Below are 25183 nucleotides of genomic sequence, written 5' to 3' on the forward strand. Positions count from 1 at the left end.
GCCTGGCGTGGGTGAATCCCGTGCTTGCGCTCCCCGCGCTCGACCCCCGAGCTGCGGCCCCGGAGCTTCCAGGCGGTGCGGCTCCGCCCCTCACTGTGCTCGCACCGTCCGGTGTCGAGGCAATGAACGCTCCCGGCGATGGGGCTGCACCTCCGAATCCCCGTGCGGCTTCGGCTGCATCGGGCTCGGCCGCGGCCCTGGCCGGCCTCCCGTCCGCCTCGCAGGTCGAACCCCTGCCGCTCCAGGCGCCCGTCGGCCTTCCCGCCCCCGATGCAGCGGCGCCTCCGGCACCCCCTCTTCCAGCGGCGGACCCCGCGACGGTTCTTTCCGACGCCGCGGTCGCGGCGCCTCCTCCGGAGTCACGACCTCCCGTTGTGGCGCCGGGGGTGCCCCTGGACCTTGAACTGCGCGCCGATCGCCAGGGCTATGACGCCCAGCTGCGCCGCTTCGTCAGCACCGGCAATGTCACCGCCCTGGTGGCCGGCGCTCGCCTGATGGCTGATCGGCTTGAGATCGACACCGAGTCGCGCACGCTCTATGCGTTCGGCCGCGTGCGCTTTCAGCGCGGACAGCAATACCTCCAGGCCAGCCGCCTGCGCTACAGCCTGCTGGAGGGCCGTGGCGAGATGCAGGACGCCTACGGCGTTCTCGACCTGGATGGCTCCGCCACCGACCTCGATCTCAGCCAGGAACCCACGACGCCCCTGCCGCCGCCGGAGGCGATCAGCTGTCCGCCGGCGCTGCCCCCACCGCCCCAGTGGCATCCCTACCCCTGGGCCGTGACCACCTGGGCGGGTCAGATGTTCGCCGCCAACTTCGGCGACACCTTCATCTTCAAGGGACGTCTGCGGCCGGAGTATCTGGTGGGGCTCGGCCTGCAGCGTCGCCTGTTCGATGCCGGCCCCTTCGCCCTGGAGCTCGACGCCAATCTCCTCGGCCACCGGGCCGACCGCCAGCCTGGCGGCCCCTTCAATCAGGCGGTTCCCAACGCCGATACCCCTTCCCAGACCTTCGCAGACATGACGGTGGGCCTGGGTGCCCGCCTGTGGCTGCAGCCCTGGCTGAACATCTATTTCGTGGAAGGCGTCAGCCTGCTGAGTCAGAACAGCAACTATGAGCGCACCTTTCGCGAGAACTACACCACTTTCCTCAATTACCTGGCCTTCGAGGTCGAGGCCCTGGTGTCGCCCCAGTGGTCGGCGGTGGGCCGCATCCACCACCGCTCCGGTGCCTACGGCCTGTACAGCGGTGTGAGTGAGGGCAGCAATGCCTATCTGGTTGGTCTGCGCTACCGCTGGGGGCAGACACCGCCCTTCGTGCCGCCGCTGGAGCTGCCGCCGCCCCAGGGCTGTCCCGGCGCGCCACCCCCTGGTCAGGAGCGGCCGAGTGGGCTGTCGCAGCAGCTGGAGGTGGTCACGATGGGGCCCCAGCGTCTGGGCACCCCGCCGCCGCCGCCCGCAGTCCCGCGAGCCCGTCAGGCCTCAGCCGCCTCTTCCGGCAACCTCTGGGCCCGTGCCCGGGAGCAGGAACGGCTGCGGCGAGAAGCGATTGCCCGCATCGATCAGCGCGTGCGCGATGTGCAGTTCCAGCAGAGTCTCGTCGCTGAACGACGCCGTGGGGTCTCGGACGAGCCGGCCCTAACAGACACTGCCAGTCAGTTCGGTGGCATCCGGCCCGGCCAGCTGCCGGATCTCAACACTCAGAACGGCCGCCAGCTGGTGCGTGGCTCCATCAGCCGCTGGCGGATTCAGGCACGCCTGCTGCGTTTCACCCCCACCACCCTGAGCGGGGATCGGGTGGGCTTTTCCAACGATCCGTTCACACCAGCCCAGGTGTGGATGGACTCCACGGATGTGGTCGCCACATTGCTGCCGAATGGCGATACGGAGATCAAGGCCGCCAAGAATCGCCTGCGGCTTGAGGACCGTCTGCCGATCGCAGTGCAGCGTACGGCCACGATCAGCAAGGAGGAGGAGATTGAGAATCGCTGGGTGTTCGGCTATGACGAGGAGGACCGCGATGGCTATTTCTTCGGCTACAAGATTCCCGTGAAGCTGGGTGACAGTGTCCGACTGACCCTGCAGCCCCAGTTCCTGGCGGAGCGCGCGATCGACAGCAGCACTGACTCCTACCCACTGCCGGGTCAGTCGGTCGCAGCCCCCCCCGTCACCCAGCCAGCCACCACCAGCGATCTGTTTGGTCTGGATGCACGGCTCTCAGGCCCCATCGTCGGTTTCGGCGCCAACGCCCGACTGGAGATGTCCACCTTCAACCCGGAAAACATCCCGGACGGCACCCGCAGTTCCGGCACCCTTGATCGTGTCGTCGACCTCCCGCTGCTGGGTTCGAGCCTGTTCCGACTGTTCGGGGCTTATCGCTTCCGGACCTGGAACGGTTCTCTTGGGGAGCAGGACGTCTACACGGCCTATGGCGTCTCGCTTGACAAGAACGGCTCGTTCCCCGACTTGGGAGCCCTCTCGAGCAGCTACTACTGGCGTGTCGGTGTGGGGAACTATCAGGCCAATCCCGTTGACAGCATTGATCTGGCACGGCTCTGGCGTGGAAACGCCGTGGGCTCCCTGAATGCCTCCCTGGCTCTGTGGCGAGGCAAGCCGGCGCCGCCGACACCCCTGGCGGGTCTGATGAACAGCGCGACGCCGATCCGGCCCGGTCTGACTCTCGATGCCAACCTGCTGGGCACCGCCGCGTATTTCGGAGATGGGACCAACCAGAACACCATCACTCTCTCCGGCGGGCCCACGCTCACTCTGGGCCACTTCGTGCGCCCCTTCCTCGACTACACCCGTCTGACGATCACGGGCAGTGGAACGCTGAGGCAGGGTCTCAGCCCCTTCGGCTTTGATCAGGCGGTCGATCTGGGCACGCTTGGAATCGGTCTGACGCAGCAACTCGTCGGGCCGCTGGTGTTCAGCGGCGGCATCGGCTTCAATGTCAGCCCGTCATCCGAGTTCTACGGAGACGTCACGGCGTCTTATGTCGAGCTGCGTTGGCAGCGGCGTGCCTATGAGGTCGGGGTTTTCTACAGCCCCTATCAGGGCATCGGTGGCGTGCGCATCAAGCTCAACGACTTCAACTTCAATGGGCCCGGGGTGCCCTTTGTTCCCCTCAATCCGGCCGCTGCCGTGCTGGATCGACCCTTCTGAGTCTCAGGCGGCGAACTGATGCAGGTAGGGCAACCGGGTGGCGGTCTGCTTCAGGGCATCGTCGTGGGCGAGCAGCTGGCCGGTGGCATCCCACTGGCCGCTCACCAGCATCTGGCGCGGGCCGCTGGCCAGCTCCAGGCTCCACTGCTGGCCGGCCCCGCGGAGGACCGCCGAGGCCACGTCCAGGGTGAAGGGCTCGGCAGGGGCGGCGGTCGCAGCGTCCTGAACTGCAAGCATCGTCTCGTGGTCGGCCACCAGGCAGGGGATGCCCAGGGCCAGGCAGTTGCCGTGGAAGATCTCGGCGAAGCTCTCGCCCACGACGGCGCGGATGCCCCAGCGCATCAGGGCCTGCGGCGCGTGCTCGCGGCTGGAGCCGCAGCCGAAGTTGCGATTCACCAGCAGGATCGTCGCCTCCCGATGCTCGGGGCGATCGAAGGGATGGTCACCCCCCAGTTCGGCGCGATCGTCGGCGAAGACCGCCGGACCGAGGGCCTCGAAGGTGACGCATTTGAGAAAGCGGGCCGGAATGATCCGGTCGGTGTCGATGTCATCGCCGCGCACCACCACGGTGGTGCCCCTGACGCTGGTGATCGCTCCGGAGGGGAAGGGGCTGCTGCTGGCCATCGGGTGGGTGGGCGGCGAAGGGATGGGTGAAATCAGTGAGGACGGCGCTGGCGGTGCGGCAATGCCGCCAGCGGATGGATGGACGCTCCCCGCGGTGTCGTCCCGGGCCGGAACGACGCAGGGGCGAGAAGAGAGGTCTCAGCCTGAGCGATCAGCTCGCGCACATCGGTGACGCGGCCCCGGACGGCTGCGGCCGCCACCATCGCCGGGCTCATCAGCAGGGTGCGGCCGCTGGCGGAACCCTGCCGGCCCTTGAAGTTGCGGTTGCTGGAGCTGGCACTGATCTGGCGGCCCTCGAGTCGATCCGGGTTCATGGCCAGGCACATGGAGCAACCCGGCTGGCGCCACTCGAAGCCGGCTTCGAGAAACACCTTGTCGAGACCCTCAGCCTCCGCGGCCGCGGCCACCTGTTCGCTGCCGGGCACCACGAAGGCCTTGATGCCGGGCGCCACGTGGCGGCCCCGGGCCACGGCCGCCGCCGCCTGCAGATCGGAGAGACGGCCGTTGGTGCAGCTGCCGATGAAGCAGACATCCACGGGTGTCCCTTCGATCGGAGTGCCGGGCTGCAGGTCCATGTAGCGGTAGGCCTCCTCGGCGATCGGCCGCTCATCCGGGTCGGTCTGCTCCAGGGTGGGGACGGTTTCATTCACACCGATGCCCTGCCCGGGGGTGATGCCCCAGGTGATCGTCGGCGCGATGGCGTCGGCATCGAAGCGCACCTCGTCGTCGAACACGGCATCGGGGCCGCTCGCCAGCGCGCTCCACCAGGCCACGGCCCGCTCCCAGGCCTCTCCGCTGGGAGCACAGGGCCGCCCCTTCAGGTAGTCGAAGGTCACCTGGTCCGGGTTCACGTAGCCGCAGCGGGCGCCCCCCTCGATCGCCATGTTGCAGAGGGTCATGCGCTCCTCCATCGAGAGCGCATCAATCGCCGGGCCGGCGAACTCATAGGCGTAGCCCACGCCGCCCTTCACCCCGAGGGTGCGGATGATGTGCAGCACCAGATCCTTGGCGTAGACGCCGGGCTGCAGTCGACCCTCCACCCAGAGGCGACGCACCTTCAGTTTGCCCATCGCCAGGCTCTGGCTGGCGAGCACATCGCGCACCTGGCTGGTGCCGATGCCGAAGGCGATCGCGCCGAAGGCGCCGTGGGTGGAGGTGTGGGAGTCACCGCAGGCCACGGTCATCCCCGGCTGGGTGAGCCCCAGCTCCGGGGCGATCACGTGGACGATCCCCTGGTTGCCGCTGCCGAGGCCGTGCAGATGGATGCCGTGGGCGGCGCAGTTGGCCTCGAGCGTCGCCAGCATCTCCTCGGCCAGGGGATCGGCAAACGGGCGAGCCTGGCTGGTGGTGGGCACGATGTGATCCACCGTCGCCACGGTGCGCTCCGGATGGCGCACGCCCAGGCCCAGATCCTTCAGGGCGGCGAAGGCCTGGGGGCTGGTCACCTCATGGATCAGATGCAGGCCGATGAACAGCTGGGTGGCGCCACCGGGCAGCTCGGCGACGTGGTGCAGGTCCCAGACCTTGTCGTAGAGGGTGCCGGAGCTCACCGTGAATACCGCCACAGGAAGGGGTCACCCTAAGAGTTCGCTGCCGAGTCACCGGCGCTCGATTCAGGCCAGGGGCATGCTCCAGACGCTCGGCACTCAGGCGGGTCTATTGGGTGAGCACCACAGTGGCGCCGGCGAGGGTTCAGCCATCTGCACCGACGCGCTGCGCACATGCACCGTCAGGTCGGCCAGCGCCTCGAGAGGCACCCAGGAGAGATCCCCTGGGTTGTTGGTGTGGCCTCGGGGACCAGGCGGTGACGTTCGGCCATGGCGCTGGAGTGGTGTCTGTGGGGAGCGGTGGCCGGAGGATCGTCAGGGGCGCAGGACCTGACTGGCGGGGCGCTGGAACAGGCCATCGAGGTAGTGGCGCGCCACCGACCGCTCACGGCAGCCGTGCTGGAACAGGAAGCCCGCCAGGGCGGCCTGCATCAGGCGGTACTGGTCCCACTGGGGGTGCAGCCGGATGAACTCCCGCATGGCGTCGAACAGATCCTCCGGCATCTGGTTTTCGATGCTCACGGTGGCGGGGGCGGTCTCCGGGGTCTGGCTCATACGGCGTGGATCGCTGGACCCATCCATCACCCCACGGCAGGGCGGTCCACGTCAAAGGTGCCCAGCCGCGGTCTCCCACCCGGCCGTCGCGCCGCTCTCGCGTTGCGATCTCCCGTCAGCACTGGCCTGCGCGCCCCCCCGGTCGCCCGCCTGGCGGCGGCAGAGCGGTCCACCGCCTGCGGTCAAGGGGAGAGACCGATTTCCCCAGAAGCCCACCTTCCGGGCGCTCCAATCCGGCTCCACAGGATCCCGATCTGGGGAAAACCTGCCCTGGATGGGGGAAAACGCCTGGGGGCCTGGGGAAAAACTCAACGCTCAGCATTGGTGATCGTTCCCCTGCCCCTCTGCAGGAATGCCGATCAACCCTTGTCATCCGGTCGCCCCTGCAGCAGCGACTGTCCACGCCGGGGTTGGCCGATGGGTGTGTCGCGAGCGGTTGCTGGCGCCTGATGCCGACCCCTACGCCAGCCTGCGCCGCAACCGGTCGAGGGCCTCGCCCACGGTGAGGGTCTGAATCCAGGCCCGGCCGCGGCTGGATCCGAAGCGGATCGCCTCGCTCCAGGTGCCATCGGGGCCGGCCAGGGCGAGATGCACCAGCCCCACCGGTTTGCTGTCGCTGCCGCCCCCGGGGCCGGCGATGCCGGTGACCGCCAGGGCCCAGCTGCTGCCGCAGATCCGCCGGGCCCCTTCCGCCATCGCACAGGCGACCGGATCGCTGACAGCCCCATGGCGCTCGAGCAGGTCGGCCGGCACACCCAGCAGGCTCTGCTTGACACTGTTGGCGTAGGCGATCACGCCCCCGAGGAAGACCTCCGAGGCTCCGGGCACGGCGGCCAGGGCGGCACCGAGGCCGCCGCCGGTGCAGGACTCGGCCACCGCCAGGGTCTCGCCGCGGCGGCGCAGGGCCTGCAGCACCACCGAGGCCAGGCTGTCGTCGTCGGCCCCGTAGCAGAGGGGGCCCGTGCGCGCCCGCAGCTCCGCTTCCACCGGGGCCAGCAGGGCCTTGGCGGCATCTTCATCCTCCGCCCGGGCGGTGAGGCGCAGCTTCACCTCACCGCCGCCGGCATAGGGCGCCACGGTGGGGTTCTCGAGGGCCAGCAGGTCCTCCACCTGCTCGGCCAGGGCCGATTCGGCCACACCCCAGAAGCGCAGCATGCGGCTGGCGAACACCCCCTCCGAGAGACCCCCCTCCCCCAGCCAGGGAACGGCGCTCTGCCGCCACATCGCCTGCATCTCGCTGGGAACCCCCGGGAAGGTCATCACGGTGAAGCCCGGCCGGGGCGTCCAGATCACGCCGGGGGCGGTGCCGGTGGGGTTGGGCAGCAGCGCGGCGCCACGGGGAATCAGCGCCTGGCGTCTCACGGAGCTGGAGGGCGTGCGGCCCCGCTGGGCCAGCTTCGCCTGGATGTCCGCCCAGGCGTCGGGGTGCTCTTCGAGAGGGGTGTCGAAGGCGGCGGCGATCGCCTCGGTGGTCAGGTCATCGGGGGTGGGGCCCAGGCCGCCGGTGGTGATCAGCAGCCGGCAGCGGTCGGCTGCTTCGCGGACGGCCTGGATGAGGCGCTCCCGGTTGTCGCCCACCACCGTCTGGCGATGGTGGGGCACCCCCAGGCTCGCCAGCTGCTCGGCCAGCCAGCGGGCGTTGCCATTGAGGATGTTGCCGAGCAGCAGCTCGGTGCCGACACAGAGGATCTCTGCCCCGGTGGACGGCGTTGGTCCGGCCGGAGAGGGAAGCATCAGCTCCGCTCCTGCTGCATCTGGCGCCGGGCCAGCACCACCACGCCGACCAGCACCGCCGTGGCGAGCGCCAGCCAGAGGAAGCGGAGTTCGGCGTTGGCCACCACCAGCGCCAGGGCCGCCAGCCACTGGGTGAAGGCGTAGATCAGCACCACGGTGCGGCGGTGGCTGAGGCCGGCCCGCAGCAGGCGGTGATGCAGGTGGCGGCGGTCTGGATAGAAGGGGGAGCGGCCCTCGCTGAGGCGACCCATGATCACTGCCGACATGTCGGCCAGTGGCAGGGACAGGATCAGAATCGGCAGCAGCAGGCTGACGCTGGTGAGTCCCTTGGCCGGGCCGACGATGCTGATCGCCGCCAGGGCGAAGCCGAGGAAATAGGAGCCACCGTCGCCCATGAAGATGCGGGCGGGATTGAAGTTGTGGCGCAGGAAGCCGAGGCAGGCCCCCGCCAGGGCCGCGGCCAGCAGGCCGGCGGCGGGCTGATGCAGGCTGAAGCTCACCGACAGAAGCCCGACGGCGGCGATCCCACTGACCCCGGCGGCCAGGCCGTCGAGGCCGTCGAGCCAGTTGATCGCATTGGTGATGCCCACCAGCCAGATCACCGTGGCGAGCAGGCTGAAGCCATCGGGCAGCACCAGATAGGGAGCGCTGCCGAACAGGCCGAAGGGCAGTTCGATCGAGCCGATGCGCACCCCTTCCCCCCAGACGGCGATCGCCACCAGCAGCTGACCCAGCAGCCGCGGCAGCGGCGGCAGGGCGAAGAGATCATCGGCGAGGCCGATCACGAAGAAGCAGAGGGCGCCGGCCAGGGTGGTCCAGATCAGCTGGTCCTTGTCGGGAGGCAGATCGGCGAAGCCACCCAGCAGCCAGGTGAGGGTGAGAGCGAGGCTGAAGCCGATCACGATGCCCACCCCGCCGAGGCGCACCATCGGACGGGTGTGCTGCTTGCGGGGATCCGGGGTGTCCACCAGATCCCAGCGCAATCCGAGACGCCGCACGATCGGGACGATCAGGGCGGTCAGAATGGCCGCTCCGCCCAGGGTGAACAGGGCCGCCGCGTTGGGGCTGGTGGCGAACGTCACAGGGTCGCGGCGGCGGGCGGCGGTGGTGTGGCCGTCAGGTTACGGGTGACGTGTCGCGTTCAGGCGTTCTGCAGTTGACGCTCGCCGGCATAGAGCGGGAAGCGCTCGCACAGCGCGGCCACCCGGTCGCGGCACCGTTGCTCGATGGCGGCATCCTCCGGGTTGAGCAGCCGGTCGGCGATCACGTCGGCCACCTCACGGAAGGCGGCTGCATCGAAGCCGCGGGTGGTGAGGGCGGCGGTGCCGAGCCGCAGGCCGCTGGTGACGAAGGGGGACTGGGGATCGAACGGAACCGTGTTCTTGTTGGCGGTGATGTTCACATCGCTCACCAGCAGGTCGGCCACCTTGCCGGTCATGCCGATCGAGCGCAGATCGAGCAACACCAGGTGGTTGTCGGTGCCGCCGCTGACCACATCGATGCCGCGTTCGCGGATGCGGGTCGCCAGGGCCTGGGCGTTGGTCACCACCTGCTGGCTGTAGGCCCGGAAGGAGGGCTGCAGCGCCTCGCCGAAGGCCACCGCCTTGGCGGCGATCACATGCTCCAGCGGGCCGCCCTGGGTGCCGGGGAACACGGCCTTGTCGAACTGTCTTCCGAACTCGGCGTCATTGCAGAGGATCAGGCCGCCGCGGGGACCGCGCAGGGTCTTGTGGGTGGTGGTGGTCACCACATGGCAGTGGGGAAGGGGGTTGGGGTGCACGCCGGCGGCCACCAGGCCGGCGATGTGGGCCATGTCGGCCAGCAGGTAGGCGCCCACCTCATCGGCGATGGCGCGGAAGGCGGCGAAGTCGATCGTGCGCGGATAGGCGGAGTAGCCGCAGATGATCAGCTTGGGGCGGTGCTCCAGAGCCAGCTGGCGGATCGTGTCGAAGTTGAGCCGCTGGGTCTCGGGGTCGACGCCGTACTGGACGACCTTGAACCACTTGCCGCTGACGTTGACCGGCGAGCCGTGGGTGAGATGGCCGCCGTGGCTGAGGTCCATGCCCAGGATCGTGTCGCCGGGCTGCAGCAGCGCCAGGAAGACGGCGAAGTTGGCCTGGGCACCGCTGTGGGGCTGCACGTTGGCCCAGGCGGCGCCGAACAGCTGCTTCGCCCGCTCGATCGCCAGTTCCTCGATCGCGTCGACGTGCTCGCAGCCGCCGTAGTAGCGCTTGTGGGGCAGGCCCTCGGCGTACTTGTTGGTCAGCACCGAGCCCTGGGCCTCCATCACGGCGCGGGAGGCGAAGTTCTCGGAGGCGATCAGCTCCAGGTGGCTCTGCTGCCGCGCGAGCTCCTTGCCGATCAGGGCGGCGACGGCCGGATCACCGCTGCTCAGGGGGGCGTTGATCGGATCCGTCATGACAGCTGGTTAAGGGTCTTCCGATCGTAGGGATTCGCCACCTCGCGTCCCAGCGCGTTTCCGCAACGCAGCGCGCTGGCCGGCCACGGTCGTTCCGTCCCGGCAGGTCGGCCGCGCTGCCGGAGGTCGTCGCGATCCTCGACGATCAGGAGCCGGGCGGCCCGGGCAACGCGTCCTCCCGTTCGCCGCCGCTGCGCGCGGTCATCCGGAGTCCCGGGACGTCCTGGTGGCTGCTCCGCTCCCGCCAACAAAAAAGCCGTCCCAGGGGACGGCTGATGATGGAACGCGCCTGGAGAGATTCGAACTCCCGACCCTCTGATCCGTAGTCAGATGCTCTAATCCGCTGAGCTACAAGCGCAGGTGGGCGCTTTCGCGACCGCTCATGCATTCTCACCGCACAGGGGGGGCTTCCGTCAACCAGGCTGGGTCGATCCGCATCCAGCGGGCCGGCGCCGCCAGTGCCCCCACGCTGCTGTGCATCGCCCGGTCGCCGTCGCCACGGCGTTTCCCACACCCCTCGTCTCCCGTCATGCCGATCCGCTGGTACGGCCCCGCCGACCCCGCCGACCCCACCTACCGCCATTTCGAGCGCATCGTGAACCTGACGTTGCACGCGATGCTCTTCGCCGCGTTCAACAGCGGTCTGTGGGTGGTGCAGGGTCTGCGCCACCCCTGGACCCACCTCAAGGTCTTCACCCTGGCCTGGCTGCTGGTGCTGCTGGTGCATGCCAGCGTGGTGGTGTGGCTGCGCCCCGGCCCGGCGGGGGAGGCCGCTGCCAGCCCACCCCAGGAGTCCCAGCCATGACCCTCGCCGCCAGCGACCTCGAGGAGCTCACCACAGCCATCGCCGATCGCCTGTACGTGCAGATCGCCGGCTGGCATCTCTATCTCGGCGACGCCGGGCTGGCTGGGACACTGGCGATCGAATGCGCCGGCCGACTCGATCAGGGGGCATCCGTCTGCGCCCGCCAGTCGCTTGAGGCCGTGCAGGTGCCGATCGGGGGGGGCGCCACACGCCTGCCTCTGGCCCGCCTGGTGCCGGCCGGGCAGCTGCGTGATCTCGAGGAGCTGCTGGCGCCCTACGCCTGAGGGGGCCCTGCGCCGCAGGCAGACCGATCAGGGTGCCTGCTTCGCTCCGATCCCGCTGCCCGGGAGTGGTTCGGACCATGGCCTGCGGAAGAGGGCGGGTCTGGTCTGATCGCTCCGTCGACGTGCCGGGCCTCTGTGATGTCGTCCCGGCATCGCCTGCCCACGGCTTCCGTCGGCCGCTTCCCCCCGGGCTGTGACGGCTCCCTTCCCGGATCCGGGGCTTGTCGATAGGGTGACGCCTGCAGCGGAGCCTGGGTGCTGATCATCGAGGTCACCAACGCCCGCGAGGTGGTGAGCCGGCGCATCGGTCGACTCGGCAGTCGCCTGATCGGCAAGGTTGTGGATGCCGAGGCCCAGGTGGAGAAGGCTCTGATCCAGGAGCTCGAGAACGCCTTCCGAGACTTCGGAATCGAGGCGCGCATCTACTCGGTCGATGGCCCCCAGATGCTGGGCCGCTCCCATCTGGAGATCCCGCTGCAGGTGCGCGAGGAGCGTGAGGTGGGGCCGGGCTGAGGCCGACCCTCGCCTCAGGCCTTGCCGGGCAGCCGGCGACGCACGGTGGCCAGCAGTTCCTGCACCTCCGGCACCCCGGCCAGCGAGGCCACCAGTCCATAGACGGCCGTGCCCATGGCGCTGGCGATGCCGCACTGCAGCAGCAGACCCAGCAGTCCCGTCGGCCAGGCCACCTGTTCGGCCAGCAGCCAGGCCACCACACCTCCCAGCACGGCCGCCAGCAGCAGCAGGGCCGTGTCGCGGGCCCAGATCCGCAGCGGCAGACCCCCCAGCCGCCGCTGCAGCGCCAGCAGCAGCCCGAGGCAGGTGATCAGGTTCACGGCCACCGTGGCCAGCACCAGCCCGGCTGCTCCGGCGTTGAGCATGGGCAGCTGCAGGCCCCAGCCGGGGGTGGGGCCGCCGGTGAAGGCCCAGCAGAACACCGCGTTGAGGCCGATGCCGCCCACCGACCAGCGGAAGGGGGTGTTGGCGTCGGCCAGGGCATAGAAGACCCGCACCAGCACGTCGCGGGCCAGGTAGGCGGGCATGCCGATGCCGTAGGCCATCAGCAGCTGTCCCACCAGCGCGGCGGCGCTGCGGTCGAAGGCGCCCCGCTCGTAGATCAGGGCCACGATCGGCACCGCCAGGCCCACCATCAGCGCCCCCAGCGGCAGCATGCTGGCGTTGGAGAGCATCAGACCCTGGCGGATGCGGCCGATCAGCTCGGGGCGGTCCTGCGGTGCCGTCAGCCGTGCGTACACCGGCAGAAGCGGCACCAGCAGGGCGTTGGAGAGCAGCCCCAGGGGTGTCTGCACCAGAAGATTGGCGTAGCCCAGTCCCGCCGCCGCCTCCGGCATGCCGGAGGCGAAGAACAGCGACACGAACACGTTGATCTGCAGCATCCCCGAGGAGAGGGTGGCCGGACCCATCACCTTCAGCACCTCCTGAACGCCGGGATCCTTCCAGTCCCAGACGAGCTGCAGCTTGTTGAGGCCCTCCTTCGCCAGTGCCGGCAGCTGGATCAGCCACTGCAGGATCGCCCCCACCGTGGTGCTGGCGGCCAGCACGATCCCACCGATCACCGCCGTGGCCGGCAGGGTGATGCTGCTGCCGAGCTGCCACCAGAGCAGGCCGATGCCGATGATCACCGCCACGCTCGAGAGCAGCGGGCTGACCGAGGGCAGCCAGAACACATCGGCGGCGTTGAGCGCGCCGAAACCCAGGCCGATCAGGCCGGCGAACAGAGCCATCGGCGCCATCCAGCGCAGCTGCACCACGGCGATCCGGTGCCGCTCGGCATCCAGCATCGGCCCCACCAGGTCGATCAGCGGATCGGCGAACAGCACCAGCACGATCGTGACGGCGATCAGGCCCGCGCCGACGATCGTGTTGATCGCCGCGAGCACATGGGCTCCCTCACGGCGGTCCCGGCGGGCCAGCACGCTCACCATGGCGCTGTGGAACGGGCCGTTGATGCCGCCCAGCAGGATCAGCAGGAAGCCGGGCAGGACGTAGGCGTAGTTGTAGGCGTCGTAGGCGGCGCCCACCCCGAAGGCCGCGGCGATCACCTGCTGACGCACCAGCCCCGCCACCTTGCTGAGGGCGGTGGCCACCGCCACGATCAGGGCGATGCGGCGCAGCGAGCGTACGCCCCCGCCGCTGCCGGGATCGGCCTCGGCGGGGCTGCGCTGTGATGAGTCACCCATCCGGTCCGGAACCCCGATCGAGCGTGGATTCTTGCCTGCCGGAGCCGATGCGCAAGGGCCTCCGCGGGTCACCATGGCGCCACGATCCCGGACGCCCCTCCCCATGTCGGACCCGACACCGCTCCAGGTTCCTTCTGAGCCCTGCCCCGTCTGGCCGCTGGCGGATCTGCGGGAGGGCGTGCTGCTGAGGCGTTACAAGCGCTTCCTGGCCGATGTGCGTCTCGACAGCGGCGAGGAGGTGACGGCCCACTGCCCCAACACCGGCCCGATGACCGGCGTGCTGCTGCCGGGGGGGCGCGTGCGGCTGCGCCATGACCCGTCGCCCAGCCGCAAGCTCGCCTGGACCTGGGAGCAGGCCGAGGTGCCGGGCGCCGATGGCATGCCGGTGTGGGTGGGGGTGAACACCGCCCTGCCCAACCGGCTGGTGCGGGCCACGATCGAGGCGGGTTGTCTCGAGCCCTGGCTGGGCCCGATCGGCTCGATCCGGCCGGAGGTCCCCTACGGCGAGGGACGCCGCAGCCGCATCGATCTGCTGCTCACCCCGGCGGAGGGGGCGGCCGATCCGCGGCCCATCTATGTGGAGGTCAAGAACACCACCTGGACCGACGGCGATCTGGCCCTGTTCCCGGACACGGTCACCGAGCGCGGACAGAAGCACCTGCAGGAGCTCACGGCGCTGCTGCCCGAGGCCCGTGCCGTGCTGCTTCCGTGCCTGGCGCGCAGCGACGTGCGGCGCTTCGCACCGGGGGATGCGGCCGATGCCCGCTACGGGGAGCTGTTCCGAGCTGCTCTGGCGGCGGGGGTGGAGGTGCTGCCCTGCCGCTACGCGTTCAGTGCAGGCGCGGTGCAGTGGCTGGGACTGGCCACGGTGCTGGAGCGTCAGCCCTGAGGCCGGCGCCCATAGAGTCCCTGCAACAGCAGCCCGTGCCGCCGTGGATACCCGTGCCTTCAAGCGCTCCCTGCATCATTCGGAGCGTTACAACCGTCGCGGTTTCGGCCTGGGCGAGGAGGTGGCCGGCAGCCTGCAGACGGCCTACCAGAGCGATCTGATCGCCAGCCTGCGCACCAACGGCCATGAGCTGCGCGAGGGCCGGCTGACAGTGCGGCTGGCTGAGGCCTTCGGCTTCTGCTGGGGGGTGGAGCGGGCGGTGGCGATGGCCTACGAAACGCGCCGCCACTACCCGAGCGAGCGCATCTGGATCACCAACGAGATCATCCACAACCCCTCGGTGAACGATCATCTGCGGGCGATGGATGTGCAGTTCATCGCCGTCGAGGACGGCGTCAAGGACTTCTCCGAGGTGGGCACCGGCGATGTGGTGATCCTGCCGGCCTTCGGAGCCACGGTGCAGGAGATGCAGCTGCTCAATGAACGCGGCTGTCACATCGTCGACACCACCTGCCCCTGGGTGTCGAAGGTGTGGAACACGGTGGAGAAGCACAAGAAGCATGCCTTCACCTCGATCATCCACGGCAAGGTGAAGCACGAGGAGACGCTCGCCACCAGCAGCTTCGCCGGCACCTATCTGGTGGTGCTCGATCTGGCCGAAGCCCAGATGGTCTGCGATTACATCCTCGGCAAGGGCGATCGCGACACCTTCATGGCGCGCTTCGAGCGGGCCTGCTCACCCGGCTTCGACCCGGACCGCGATCTGATCCGCCTGGGTGTGGCCAACCAGACGACGATGCTCAAGAGCGAGACCGAGGAGATCGGCAGGCTGTTCGAGCGCACCTTGCTGCAGCGCTTCGGGCCGGCGGAGATCAACGAGCACTTCCTGGCCTTCAACACCATCTGCGACGCCACCCAGGAGCGGCAGGACGCGATGTTCTCCCTGGTGGATGAACCGCTGGATCTGCTCGTGGTGATCGGCGGTTTCAATTCCTCCAACACCACCCACCTGCAGGAGATTGCCGTCAGCCGCGGCATCCGCTCCTTCCACATCGACACGCCCGAGCGCATCGGCCCCGGCAACCGGATCGAGCACAAGCCGCTCGGGTCGGGGCTGGAGGTGGAGGCGCCGTTCCTGCCGGAGGGGCCGATCCGGGTCGGCCTCACCTCCGGTGCCTCGACGCCCGATCGGGTGGTGGAGGATGTGATCCGTCGTCTGATCGAGCTGAGCGAGGCCTGAGGGGGCTTTACATTCGCTTCCGGTCTCTCCCCAGGGGGTGTCCGCATCGTTGTTCCCGAGCGAGGTTCTCCGTTTGTCCCCCCTGCTCAGGTCAGCCGCTCGCGACGACACCTCCAGCCAGCTGCACGGGGGCGACTCCGCCTCGCCGCATCGCTCCTCGCCCGTTCAGTCCCATTCGCGTCTCCTCTCCAGCCCCGCCGACGCAGTTCCCCACGGCCGCAGCGTGACGGACGAATCCTCCACCGCCTCTTCCAGCAGCCTGCGCGAGCGCGATGACCCGCGTGTGCATCGCTACGCCAGCGCCTTCGCCGACATGATGGAGATGCGCGCCCCGGCCGCCGTGGTGGCCGACTATCTGGACCGCCACGAAGGCTGGTTCCGGCGCTGCGCCGCGCCGATGGCGGTCACCCCCCTGGGATCCCAGGGCTACGTGCTCACGCTTGGGCGTTTCGGCAACTTCGGCTTCGAGGTGGAACCCACCATCGGACTGGAGCTGCTGCCCCAGGAGCAGGGCATCTACCGCATCCTGACGGTGCCCGTGCCGCAGGCCGACGAGGCACTTCAGGGGCTCTACGACGTCGATTTCAACGCCTCGCTGCGACTTGAGGAGAGCAGCGGGCCCGAGGTCTCCCATGAGGAGGTCGACCGGATGATGCAGCACACCCTGGTGCGCTGGCAGCTGGATCTGTCGGTCTGGATCCGCCTGCCGGCGATGATCAACCTGCTGCCCGAGTCGCTGGTGCAGAGCAGCGGTGATCACCTGCTGCGACAGATCGTGCGCCAGATTTCCCGGCGGCTCACCTGGAAGGTGCAGGAGGACTTCCACGCCAGCCATGGCCTGCCCTGTCCGCCGCGGCGGCGGGCGCAGTTCTGAGGGGGAAGCCCAGCCCAGCCGAAGAGGCGGTGTGCAGCGCCCGCCCGTGAGGCTCTGCCATGGCGAAGCCGACCTGCCAGACAGGCGGGCGCGCCGGGTGCTTGCAGGGATCTGCCGTCAGGCGACACCACATCTGGTGTGCAGGCAGCGACCGATCGTGCAGGGCACGGCGGAAGGACAACGGCAGCGACAGCACGCACCCCTGCCGTTGCCCCTTCCCTGGCATCAGCCGCCGCTGCTCCCGCGGGCCCAGCGCTCAGGCGGCCAGCGATCAGGCCGCGGGCGTGAGCAGCTTCTGCACGATCTGCATGCCGGTGACGGCCTGCCAGAGGAACAGGGTCATCACGCCCATGTTGAGGCCGACGTGAATCTTGCGGGCGATCACATTGCCGGCCTGCATCAGCGGCGAGAGGGCCGCAGCCATGGCCAGCAGGCTGGTCATGGCGATGCCCACCAGCAGGTGCGGCCCCACGAACAGCTTGCCGTTGTTCAGATAGGTGACGGCCATGCCACCGAAGGTGCCGAGCACCATGATCGCCAGCACCAGCGAGCCGAACTGGAAATGGCGTTTGCCGAACTGCCCCTTGATCAGCTCCTTGCGCTGCTCGGGGGTGCCGGTGCGGGTCTTCTTGGCCTTGATGCCGAGCACCATGGCGTAGCCCGAGACCCCCAGCAGCACCCACATCAGCAGGGGGTGCAGGAAGTTGAGGTTGAAGGCCAGGGATTCGGGGAGCTCGATCGGCATGGCAGAGGAGGCGGGCCGCAGCCGAAGCTACAACTCACCCCTGCATGCCGGTGGTTCGCCCGGCGTTCCCCGCCGGCTGGTCTGATGCGGCCGGCAACCGCGGCGGCTGCTCGGCCTGGGGCGGCAGCGAGGCCGCGGAGCCGCTTCGCTCGCGGTCCTGCCGATCAGTGCAGGAAGTGACGCCGGCCGGTGACCACCATCGCCAGACCCAGCTCATTGCAGGCGGCGATCGAGTCCTTGTCACGCACGCTGCCGCCGGGATGGATCACGGCCGTGATGCCGTGGCTGGCGGCCAGGCGCACCGTGTCATCGAAGGGGAAGAAGCCGTCGCTGGCCAGCACCGCCCCGCGGGCCCGCTCGCCGGCGGCTGCCAGGGCCAGCTGGGCGGAGCCCACCCGGTTCATCTGGCCGGCGCCGATGCCCAGGCTCTGGCCGTCCCTGGCCACGGTGATCGCGTTGGAGCGCACGTGGCGCACCAGCTTCCAGGCGAAGCGCAGGTCGTCGAGCTCGGCGGCGCTGGGCTGGCGGTCGCTGGCCACCTGCCAGACGCTTTCATCCACCGGCTGATCGTCGAGGTCCTGCACCAGCACGCCGCCGAGCAGCGACCGCAGCTGCCGGCGTGCGGCGCGGGCGATCGCCTCGGGGGAGAGCTCCAGCAGGCGCAGGTTGGCCTTGGCCGCCAGCTGGCTGCGAGCCGCCTCATCAAACGCCGGTGCCACCACGCATTCGAGGAACAGGCTGGTGAGCTGGTCGGCGGTGGACCCATCCACCGGGGTGTTGAGCGCCACGATGCCCCCGAAGGCGCTCACCCGGTCGGCGTCAAGGGCCCGGGTCAGGGCGTCGGCGGTGCCGCTGCCGGTGGCGACGCCGCAGGGGTTGGTGTGCTTGACCACGACCGCTGCCGGCTGGCTGCCGTGGCCGTACCCGAACTCGCGCACCGTGGCCAGGGCGGCGTCGAGATCAAGGATGTTGTTGTAGCTGAGTTCCTTGCCCTGCAGCTGGCTGGCGCCGCCCCAGCCGCCATCGGGGCTGCTGTGCCAGGTGGCCTGCTGATGCGGGTTCTCGCCGTAGCGAAGGGTCTGGCGTGCAGGGAGCTCCAGTCGCAGGGGCGGCGCCTCCTGCGGGGTGGTGCCGTCTTCCTCCGCGAGGCGCTGCCCCAGCCAGGCGGCGATGGCCGCGTCGTAGTCGGCGGTGTGGCGGAAGGCGGCCAGGGCGAGGCGGCGGCGCAGCGCCGCGTCCACCGCGCCGGCGTCGAGGGCGGCCAGGAAGTCCGGGTACTGAGAAGGGTCGGTGAGCACCGCCACGTCGGCGTGGTTCTTGGCGGAGGCGCGCACCATCGCCGGCCCGCCGATATCGATGTTCTCGATCGCGGTCTCGAAGGCCACGGCCGGATCGGCCACGGTCTGGCGGAAGGGATAGAGGTTGACTACCACCACATCGATGGCGTCGATGCCCTGGGCCTCCAGATCGGCCTGGTGCGACGGATCGGAGCGGCGGGCCAGGATGCCGCCGTGGATGCGCGGATGCAGGGTCTTCACCCGCCCGCCCAGGATCTCGGGGGCGCCGGTGTGCTCGGCCACCTTGGTCACCGGCAGGCCTGCGGAGGCAAGGGCCGAGGCTGTCCCGCCGCTGGAGATCAGGCGATAGCCGTGGCGCAGCAGGCCCTCGGCCAGCGGGATGAGGTCCTGCTTGTCGGAGACGCTCAGGAGGGCCGTGGGGGCCATGGCGGCGGAGGGGCGGATCTGAAGCCAACCTATCCAGCGAGTGGCTGACTCCCTGCGGCTCAGGTGGCTGCGACGCCCTCACCTCCCTGGCCTCTGCTGCTGATGTCCCGGCCGGGGTTGCCCCTGGCGGCCCTGCCCTGCGCGCTGCGTCAGGCTGGCTCCCCTTGGGTCCCATCCCCGCACCTGATCCGATGAACGTCTCTGCCAGCAGCAGTCCGCCCCGCGATGACGGACAGGCGATCCATCTCGGGCCGGAACGGGCGGCGCAGCGTCTGGTGCTGCTGCATGGCTGGGGTGCCGATGCCGATGACCTGCTCGATCTGGCGGAGGTGCTGGTGCCCCCGGAGGTGAGCGTGGTGTCGCTGCGGGCGCCGGAGGCCCACCCCGCCGGCATGGGGCGCCAGTGGTATCCCCTGCTCTTGAACGCCGCCATGGTGCCGGAGCCGGTCTGGGAGCGGGTGCCGGCGGCCCGGGAGGCGCTGCGCCGCAGGCTGCTCGATCTGGCGTCCACGGTGCCGCTCGAGCGCACGGCCGTGCTGGGGTTTTCCCAGGGGGCGGCCATGGCGCTCGATGCCGCCACCGGCGGTGATCAGCCGTTGCCGCTGGCGGCGCTGATCGCCAGCAGCGGCTATCCGCATCACGGCTGGCAGCCCCGGGCCAGCGGCACGCCGGTGCTGCTCACCCATGGCCGCCAGGATCCGGTGGTGACGCCGGATCACTGCGACAGCCTCGAGCGGTTGCTGCAGGAGGCAGGAATCCCCGTGCGGCGCCACGACTTCAGCGGCGGCCATGGCATCGATCCCGCCCTGCTGCCGGAACTGGCGCGCTTTCTGAAGGAGGCCTGGTCGCGCTGATCCATTCGCTCCGATCCGGCAGGCTGTCAGGGAAGGCGGCCGGCATGGGGAGACGGCACAAAAAAAAGCCCGTGGCCTGCAGCCACGGGCAACGCGTCCCTGTCACGACCACTCCTGCTGGAAGACGACAGCCGCAGCTGCGGCTGCGTCCTCTGGATCGGCGATGTCCTGCAGGCAGACCTGCAGGAGCAGCAACGGTGCGGGAGCCACCACGCTGCATGTGATCACGGGCAAGGCGGAGTCCCGGGAAGCTCGCTCAGCCCTGCCGGCAGAGCTTCAGACGAAGGCGTACTCGTACTCCTCCATCTCCTCCCAGTCATCGGAGGCGAGGGCCTCGAGACCTTCGAAGAGCACGTCCTCGCCGATGCTGTCGACGATCTGGCGCAGGGAGGGGAACAGGAAGTGGTTCTCCTCGGCGTACTGGGCGCTGAACAGTCCCTTCTCGCCCCAGAAGAAGCGGTCGGTGGTGTGCTCGTTGCGGCGCACGTTGAGGATCGCCGGGGGCACCAGCTCGCTGGCGGCGATGTAGCGTCGCGCCGCCGTGACGGGTTTGTGAGAGCCCGTTTCGAGGTGGTAGGTGGGGACATGGGCCAGCACGCGCTGGCCTGCCAGGCGGCGGCGGCTGATCCGCTTGCGCTTCTTGGACATGGACGGGCTCCCGGAGGGAGTGGAGAAAAGGACGGCAGGAATGGGGCTGCGTCAACCGGGCCGGACCGGAATGGTCCCGCTCCATTGACAGCAGGCCGGTCCACCGGCGTCACCACCGGTGGATCCACGCCTCTACGTTCTGCGGCCACGCCTGGGGCGGGTCGTCACGGCGGAAGCCCCATGGCCGCGGCGGCGGCACATCGGGACAGACGCGAGGCGTTGCTGCCTCTGCTGTAGCCTGAACTCAAAGGTTTGCGCAACCCTTGATCCGGATCGGCTCTTCGCCGGGCACTCTCCGCCCGGGGCGGGCAGTGAAGTAGCGGCCGATACCCTGGATCCTAAAGCTTTTTTCCGGAATTCACCACGGAGAGCCGCCAGATTGGTGTCGGCACCCCTCGTCCGTCAGCCCGCGATTGCTGTGATTCCAGTCTCAGAGCGGTTTCTCAGCCTTCTGCGCCACCAGCTTGGCCAGTTCGTCGACAGTCCGCAGGTGCGCTCGCTGGTGGTCTATGTGACCCACCAGCCCCCTGAGGGGCCGCCGACGCTGCTACCGGTCGGCCAGTGGCCGGGTGACGGGCGCCGCCTGCCGGCGGTCGAGCAGGACAGCCGTCTGCGGCAGCCGACCGAGGAACGCCGCTGGTTGCCGCTGCGCCATCGCCAGCGGCTGCTGGGTGCCCTGCAGGTGGAAAGCCCTGGGGGGGCCTGGCCCGAACCGCTGCGGCAGCGCCTGCAGTCCGTGGCGCTCTGTCTCACCGAGGCGCTGCTGCTCGATCTGGAGCAGCAGCGCCTCGCCGCCCGCCTTGAGGATCAGGAGCAGCAGCTGCGTCTGCTGGTGCATCAGTTGCGCAACCCGCTCACGGCGCTGCGCACCTTCGCTCAGCTGCTGCAGCGCCGCCTCGGTCCCCGCAGCGAGCACCATGATCTGGTCGATGGCCTTCTGGCCGAGGAGCGTCAGCTGAATCGCTATGTGGAGGCGATCAGCGACCTGGTGGACAGTGAGGTCCGCCCCGCCATCCCTGCCGCCCCCCAGCCGCTGTTGCTGCCGCCGCTGCTCTGCGGTCCGGAGGGGCAGCCCCTGGCGGAACCCCTGGCTCCCCTGCTGCAGCGGGCCGCCGCCAGCGCCGCCCTCGCTGGCCGCCCGTGGAGCGCTCCGGGGCAGCTGGTCGAGTGGCGCGGCGACAGCGGTGCTGTCGCCGAGATCGTGGCCAACCTGCTGGAGAACGCCTTTCGCTACAGCGCCCCCCAGGCACCTGTGGGCCTGCATCTGGATCCGGATCCAGACGGAGGGCTGCAGCTGACGGTGTGGGACGGCGGCCCGGAGATTCCCGAGGAGGAGCGGGAACCGATCTTCGGGCGCGGCCAGCGGGGCAGCACCGGCCTGCACCGGCCGGGTACCGGCCTGGGTCTGGCGCTGGCCCGCGACCTGGCCCGCGGGCTGGGGGGCGAGCTGGAGCTGCTGGTGCCGCCGCGCCGGGTGTCCCCGGATCTGCCCGCCGAGGGCAATGCCTTCCGGCTCCGTCTGCCCCCGCCCCTCAGGCCGGATCGCTGACCAGCCTCAGAGCCAGCGCCATGACCAGCAGGGCCAGGCTCTCGCCCCATTCGACGCAGGCTCCATAGCTGTCACCGCTGTGACCGCCCAGGCGCCGGCCCAGCCAGAGGGGCACCCCGATCGCCGGCAGGCAGCCGAGCACTCCGATCGCGACCGGCAGGGCCGCTCTCCCAACCAGCCATGGGGACAGGGGCAGCAGCGTCGCCAGCAGCAGCAGCGTCGGCCGCAGCTCCACGGCCAGACCGGCCCAGTGCCGTCGATGGAACGCCGCGCTGCCCCGCTCGCGCAGGTAGGGGAAGTGGGCCATGGCGACCAATGGCGCCACCCGGCTCCAGACGGCCGCCCACACCAGAGCGAGTGGCGCCAGAGGCCCCAGGGCCGCCAGGGCGCCGGCCCGCAGCAGCAGCACCACCACGAGGGCCTGCACGCCGCTGGCTCCGACGCGGCTGTCGGCCATCGCCTCCAGCAGGCGCTCCCGGCCGGCGGCCAGGCCGTCGGCGGTGTCCATCGCCCCATCCATGTGCAGGCCGCCGCTCAGCCACAGGCCGGCGGCCTGCACCAGGCACACCTGGGTCAGCACCGGCACATGCCCTTCAAGGCCCCACCAGAGCAGGGCCTGCAGGGCCCCCAGCACCGCCCCGATCCAGGGGGCGAAGCGGGCGATCCGCTCGAACCGGGGCGCGATTCCCGGCCAGGCCGGCAGCACCGTGTAGAAGATCCAGGCGCCGGTCAGGTCCTGCAGCCAGCCGGGTGCCTGCCGCTTCCGCACGGGTTCCGGCGCGGGCGGCGGCAGGGGCGGTTGGCTCATCGGTGGCGCGTAGCGTCGCTGAACAGCAGGGACCGGAGGCGTCAGCGCGGAGGCCCGTCCCTCACCCTTGCATCCGCCGGAGCCGCGCGTGACGAGCCGTTCTGATTCCCCTGCGCCCGCCCCGGCGAGACCGGCCATGGTCTCCCCGGCGGCTGCGTCTCCGGTCACTGCTTCCCCGGCGGGCCGCCCCCAGGGCCTGCCTCCCTTCTCCTTCGAGATCACGGCCCGCTGCACGCGCACCCGCGCCCGCTGCGGCTGCTTCCACACCCCGCATGGGCCGGTGCACACGCCCCGCTTCATGCCGGTGGGCACCGCCGCCTCGGTGAAGGGGGTGAGCGTGCCGCAGCTGGCCGACACCGGCGCCGAGATGGTGCTGGCCAACACCTATCACCTGCATCTGATGCCCGGTGAGGCGGTGGTGGCCGAGGCGGGCGGGCTGCACCGTTTCATGGGCTGGCAGGGGCCGCTGCTCACCGATTCCGGCGGCTACCAGGTGTTCAGCCTCGGGGCCCTCAACCGCATCGACGACCAGGGGGTGACCTTCCGTTCGCCGCGGGACGGGGCGCGCATCGCGATCACCCCGGAGCGCTCGATGCAGATTCAGATGGAGCTCGGGGCCGATGTGGCGATGGCCTTCGACCAGTGCCCCCCCTGGCCCGCCACCGAAAGCGAGGTGATCGAGGCCAGCCGCCGCACCCATGCCTGGCTGGAGCGCTGCATCGCCGTGCACAGCCGCCCCGATCAGGCCCTGTTCGGCATCGTGCAGGGGGGCTGCTACCCGCACCTGCGCCGCGAGTCGGCCCGGGTGGTGGCCTCGATGGATCTGCCCGGCATCGCCGTCGGCGGGGTGAGCGTGGGCGAGCCGGTGGAGGAGATGCACCGCATCGTGCGCGAGGTGGGCCCGCTGCTGCCCGAAGACCGCCCCCACTACCTGATGGGCGTGGGCAGCCTGCGCGAGATGGCGGTGGCGGTGGCCCACGGCTTCGATCTGTTCGACTGCGTGCTGCCGACGCGGCTGGGGCGCCATGGCGCGGCGCTGGTGGGCGGCGAGCGCTGGAACCTGCGCAACGCACGCTTCCGCCACGACCACACCCCCCTGGATGCCAGCTGCAGCTGCCTGGCCTGCAGGCTGCACACGCGCGCCTACCTGCACCACCTGGTGCGCAGCGAGGAGATGCTGGGCCGCACGCTGCTCAGCCTGCACAACCTCACCACCCTGCTGCGCTTCACCACGGCCATGGCACAGGCGATCGGCGAGGGGACCTTTGCAGAGGATTTCGCTCCCTGGCAGCCGGACTCCCCGGCGGCGCACACGTGGTAGCGTCCGCTCCACGCCTGATGTGAGTTCCGGGATGGCCGCTCTCGCCCTGCACACCTTCGCCCAGCTGCCCGAGGCCTACCAGGCCTTCGGCCCTCTGGTCGACATCCTGCCGATCATCCCCCTGTTCTTCCTGCTGCTGGCCTTCGTCTGGCAGGCCTCGGTGGGCTTCCGCTGAGGCGGGCTATCCGGATGCGCTGACAGTCTGTGAACTGGTTAGCCATTCCCGGTTGCATGCCCAGGCCTTGCGGCTATAGTGCAAGAGCTTGTAGTAATTTCAAGCCTAACCCACCTTCTTCAATCCGTCCTTTCCAGTGAAAAAGCTTCTCTTCGCCGGCATTGTGACGGCGTCCTCATTAAGTGTCTTTGCGATTGCTTCTCCCGCTGAGGCTGCTTGCATACCTGACGATGCTACTTGTACTACGTTCCTGGTTGGCGATACCGCTACTCCAGCGTACGACGCATTTACGGGTGGCTTTAGTTCGACTGGCGGAACCATAACTTCGACTCTGAATTTTAATATTTCCAGTTTTTCCGGATCTTCTTACACATTGACTGGACTTCAGTTGACGGGTTTAACCTCTAGTGGAGGCGGAGGTCCTTATACTTTTGTTTTTCCTAACCAGACCATTTCTGGCCCTGGCAGTCTCAACCTAAATAGTACTCCTATCGCCGTTAATGCTGGAAACTTAGATTTTAGTAACACTGTTCTCAGTTTTACTATTCCTAACACCGTTTCTGCTGGTAATACCATCAATATTGGTCTTGCCGCTGCTGGTGGTGGAGGTAGCTTCACTGCTGGCCAGACCTTTACAACTTCTTCTTTCGCTCAGCCTGCGCCAGGTCCTCTCCCGGTTCTTGGAGCTGGTGCTATGTTTGGATTCTCACGAAAGTTGCGACGCCGGATTGCTAAAGCAGACTGAAACCAGCTGTCATGCTTATGGGCCCCTCATCGCTGAGGGGCTTTTTTGTGCGCGGCCATTGCTACAGAAGCTTTTCGCCAGCGCTGAGCCAGCTCCGATCCTGCCTCCGTGGCTTGGAGCGTGCTTGAGCCGCAAGTCTGCCTGTGCTTTATGCAAGTCCCCCCTCTCTCTCTCTCTCTTCTGGTCGTCCTTCCTTGAGCAACACCCCACACCGCCAGAAGGAGGCTCTCGCCTTGAAATGGGCCGCCATTCCCCTGCTCGGCATCGCTTGATGGTCCATG

General features: G+C 69.2%; 24 protein-coding genes and 1 tRNA gene. 12 read left to right on the plus strand and 13 right to left on the minus strand.

The window, feature by feature from the left end; all coding sequences use genetic code 11:
• Nucleotides 1-386 precede the first annotated feature (386 nt).
• Nucleotides 387-3164, plus strand: a complete 2778-nt coding sequence (locus tag H8F25_RS14020; protein WP_231596863.1) for a DUF3769 domain-containing protein — start codon at nt 387-389, stop codon at nt 3162-3164.
• 3 nt (nt 3165-3167) lie between these two features.
• On the opposite strand, the gene leuD is transcribed toward H8F25_RS14020, so the two are convergent.
• From leuD to H8F25_RS14055, 7 genes are all read right to left on the minus strand, one after another.
• A complete protein-coding gene (leuD, locus tag H8F25_RS14025) occupies nt 3168-3788 on the minus strand; it encodes a 3-isopropylmalate dehydratase small subunit (RefSeq protein WP_197210938.1) in 621 nt (206 codons plus the stop codon).
• A gap of 32 nt (nt 3789-3820) precedes the next feature.
• Nucleotides 3821-5338 (minus strand): 3-isopropylmalate dehydratase large subunit, encoded by a 1518-nt coding sequence (gene leuC, locus H8F25_RS14030; protein WP_231596864.1) that lies wholly within the window; start codon nt 5336-5338, stop codon nt 3821-3823.
• A gap of 312 nt (nt 5339-5650) precedes the next feature.
• Complete coding sequence (locus tag H8F25_RS14035) at nt 5651-5890, minus strand: DUF2811 domain-containing protein (RefSeq protein ID WP_231596865.1); 240 nt, start codon at nt 5888-5890, stop codon at nt 5651-5653.
• Between the two features lie 459 nt (nt 5891-6349).
• A complete protein-coding gene (locus tag H8F25_RS14040) occupies nt 6350-7624 on the minus strand; it encodes a competence/damage-inducible protein A (RefSeq protein ID WP_197210940.1) in 1275 nt (424 codons plus the stop codon).
• Nucleotides 7624-8706 (minus strand): glycosyltransferase family 4 protein, encoded by a 1083-nt coding sequence (locus H8F25_RS14045; RefSeq protein WP_197210941.1) that lies wholly within the window; start codon nt 8704-8706, stop codon nt 7624-7626. Before H8F25_RS14045 ends, H8F25_RS14040 begins: the two co-directional genes overlap by 1 nt.
• Before the next feature lie 59 nt (nt 8707-8765).
• Entirely contained in the window at nt 8766-10043 is a 1278-nt protein-coding gene (gene glyA, locus H8F25_RS14050) for a serine hydroxymethyltransferase (RefSeq protein ID WP_231596866.1), read from the minus strand.
• 284 nt (nt 10044-10327) lie between these two features.
• A tRNA-Arg gene (locus H8F25_RS14055) sits at nt 10328-10401 on the minus strand.
• Between the two features lie 171 nt (nt 10402-10572).
• On the opposite strand from H8F25_RS14055, the gene H8F25_RS14060 reads away from it, so the two are divergent.
• The 3 genes from H8F25_RS14060 (at nt 10573) to H8F25_RS14070 (ending at nt 11645) form a co-directional block, all read left to right on the plus strand.
• Nucleotides 10573-10848 (plus strand): hypothetical protein, encoded by a 276-nt coding sequence (locus tag H8F25_RS14060; RefSeq protein ID WP_197210942.1) that lies wholly within the window; start codon nt 10573-10575, stop codon nt 10846-10848.
• Nucleotides 10845-11132, plus strand: coding sequence for a DUF3181 family protein (locus H8F25_RS14065; protein ID WP_197210943.1), 288 nt, complete (start codon nt 10845-10847; stop codon nt 11130-11132). Before H8F25_RS14060 ends, H8F25_RS14065 begins: the two co-directional genes overlap by 4 nt.
• Nucleotides 11133-11387: 255 nt before the next feature.
• The gene (locus tag H8F25_RS14070; protein ID WP_197210944.1) at nt 11388-11645 is read left to right on the plus strand and encodes a cytochrome-c oxidase; all 258 of its coding nucleotides are present in this window, start codon (nt 11388-11390) and stop codon (nt 11643-11645) included.
• A 14-nt stretch (nt 11646-11659) separates the two neighbouring features.
• On the opposite strand, the gene murJ is transcribed toward H8F25_RS14070, so the two are convergent.
• Entirely contained in the window at nt 11660-13330 is a 1671-nt protein-coding gene (murJ, locus tag H8F25_RS14075; protein WP_197210945.1) for a murein biosynthesis integral membrane protein MurJ, read from the minus strand.
• Between the two features lie 103 nt (nt 13331-13433).
• Here murJ and sfsA point away from each other — a divergent pair, with 103 nt between their 5' ends.
• The 3 genes from sfsA (at nt 13434) to H8F25_RS14090 (ending at nt 16333) form a co-directional block, all read left to right on the plus strand.
• On the plus strand, nt 13434-14219 hold the full coding sequence (sfsA, locus tag H8F25_RS14080; RefSeq protein ID WP_197210946.1) for a DNA/RNA nuclease SfsA: 786 nt from the start codon (nt 13434-13436) through the stop codon (nt 14217-14219).
• Nucleotides 14220-14262: 43 nt separating this feature from the next.
• Nucleotides 14263-15459 carry a 4-hydroxy-3-methylbut-2-enyl diphosphate reductase gene (locus H8F25_RS14085; protein ID WP_197210947.1) on the plus strand — a complete coding sequence of 399 codons (1197 nt, stop codon included), beginning with the start codon at nt 14263-14265 and terminating at the stop codon, nt 15457-15459.
• A 223-nt stretch (nt 15460-15682) separates the two neighbouring features.
• Entirely contained in the window at nt 15683-16333 is a 651-nt protein-coding gene (locus H8F25_RS14090) for a DUF1997 domain-containing protein (protein WP_231597385.1), read from the plus strand.
• Nucleotides 16334-16604: 271 nt separating this feature from the next.
• Here the strand turns inward: H8F25_RS14090 and H8F25_RS14095 are convergent, their stop codons facing one another.
• Entirely contained in the window at nt 16605-17078 is a 474-nt protein-coding gene (locus H8F25_RS14095; RefSeq protein ID WP_197210948.1) for a DUF4079 domain-containing protein, read from the minus strand.
• A 164-nt stretch (nt 17079-17242) separates the two neighbouring features.
• Nucleotides 17243-18802 carry a bifunctional phosphoribosylaminoimidazolecarboxamide formyltransferase/IMP cyclohydrolase gene (gene purH / locus H8F25_RS14100; RefSeq protein ID WP_197210949.1) on the minus strand — a complete coding sequence of 520 codons (1560 nt, stop codon included), beginning with the start codon at nt 18800-18802 and terminating at the stop codon, nt 17243-17245.
• A 191-nt stretch (nt 18803-18993) separates the two neighbouring features.
• Between purH and H8F25_RS14105 the strand changes: the two genes are divergently transcribed.
• Complete coding sequence (locus H8F25_RS14105; RefSeq protein WP_197210950.1) at nt 18994-19656, plus strand: alpha/beta hydrolase; 663 nt, start codon at nt 18994-18996, stop codon at nt 19654-19656.
• Between the two features lie 102 nt (nt 19657-19758).
• Here H8F25_RS14105 and H8F25_RS17995 read toward each other — a convergent pair whose 3' ends face one another.
• Together H8F25_RS17995 and H8F25_RS14110 are read right to left on the minus strand one after the other, a co-directional pair.
• Complete coding sequence (locus H8F25_RS17995; protein WP_255518281.1) at nt 19759-19890, minus strand: hypothetical protein; 132 nt, start codon at nt 19888-19890, stop codon at nt 19759-19761.
• 42 nt (nt 19891-19932) lie between these two features.
• A complete protein-coding gene (locus tag H8F25_RS14110) occupies nt 19933-20304 on the minus strand; it encodes a DUF3155 domain-containing protein (RefSeq protein WP_197210951.1) in 372 nt (123 codons plus the stop codon).
• 418 nt (nt 20305-20722) lie between these two features.
• On the opposite strand from H8F25_RS14110, the gene H8F25_RS14115 reads away from it, so the two are divergent.
• Nucleotides 20723-21853, plus strand: a complete 1131-nt coding sequence (locus tag H8F25_RS14115) for a sensor histidine kinase (RefSeq protein ID WP_370525757.1) — start codon at nt 20723-20725, stop codon at nt 21851-21853.
• On the opposite strand, the gene H8F25_RS14120 is transcribed toward H8F25_RS14115, so the two are convergent.
• On the minus strand, nt 21837-22661 hold the full coding sequence (locus tag H8F25_RS14120) for an adenosylcobinamide-GDP ribazoletransferase (RefSeq protein ID WP_197210952.1): 825 nt from the start codon (nt 22659-22661) through the stop codon (nt 21837-21839). The genes H8F25_RS14115 and H8F25_RS14120 overlap by 17 nt on opposite strands.
• A 136-nt stretch (nt 22662-22797) precedes the next feature.
• Between H8F25_RS14120 and tgt the strand changes: the two genes are divergently transcribed.
• The 3 genes from tgt (at nt 22798) to H8F25_RS14135 (ending at nt 24902) form a co-directional block, all read left to right on the plus strand.
• Nucleotides 22798-23982, plus strand: coding sequence for a tRNA guanosine(34) transglycosylase Tgt (gene tgt, locus H8F25_RS14125; RefSeq protein WP_197210953.1), 1185 nt, complete (start codon nt 22798-22800; stop codon nt 23980-23982).
• Nucleotides 23983-24013: 31 nt separating this feature from the next.
• Complete coding sequence (locus H8F25_RS14130) at nt 24014-24157, plus strand: photosystem II reaction center protein K (protein ID WP_197210954.1); 144 nt, start codon at nt 24014-24016, stop codon at nt 24155-24157.
• Nucleotides 24158-24293: 136 nt separating this feature from the next.
• Nucleotides 24294-24902, plus strand: a complete 609-nt coding sequence (locus H8F25_RS14135; RefSeq protein WP_197210955.1) for a hypothetical protein — start codon at nt 24294-24296, stop codon at nt 24900-24902.
• Nucleotides 24903-25183 lie beyond the last annotated feature (281 nt).

It is taken from the genome of Synechococcus sp. CBW1004, from assembly GCF_015840715.1.
GTDB lineage: Bacteria > Cyanobacteriota > Cyanobacteriia > PCC-6307 > Cyanobiaceae > Cyanobium.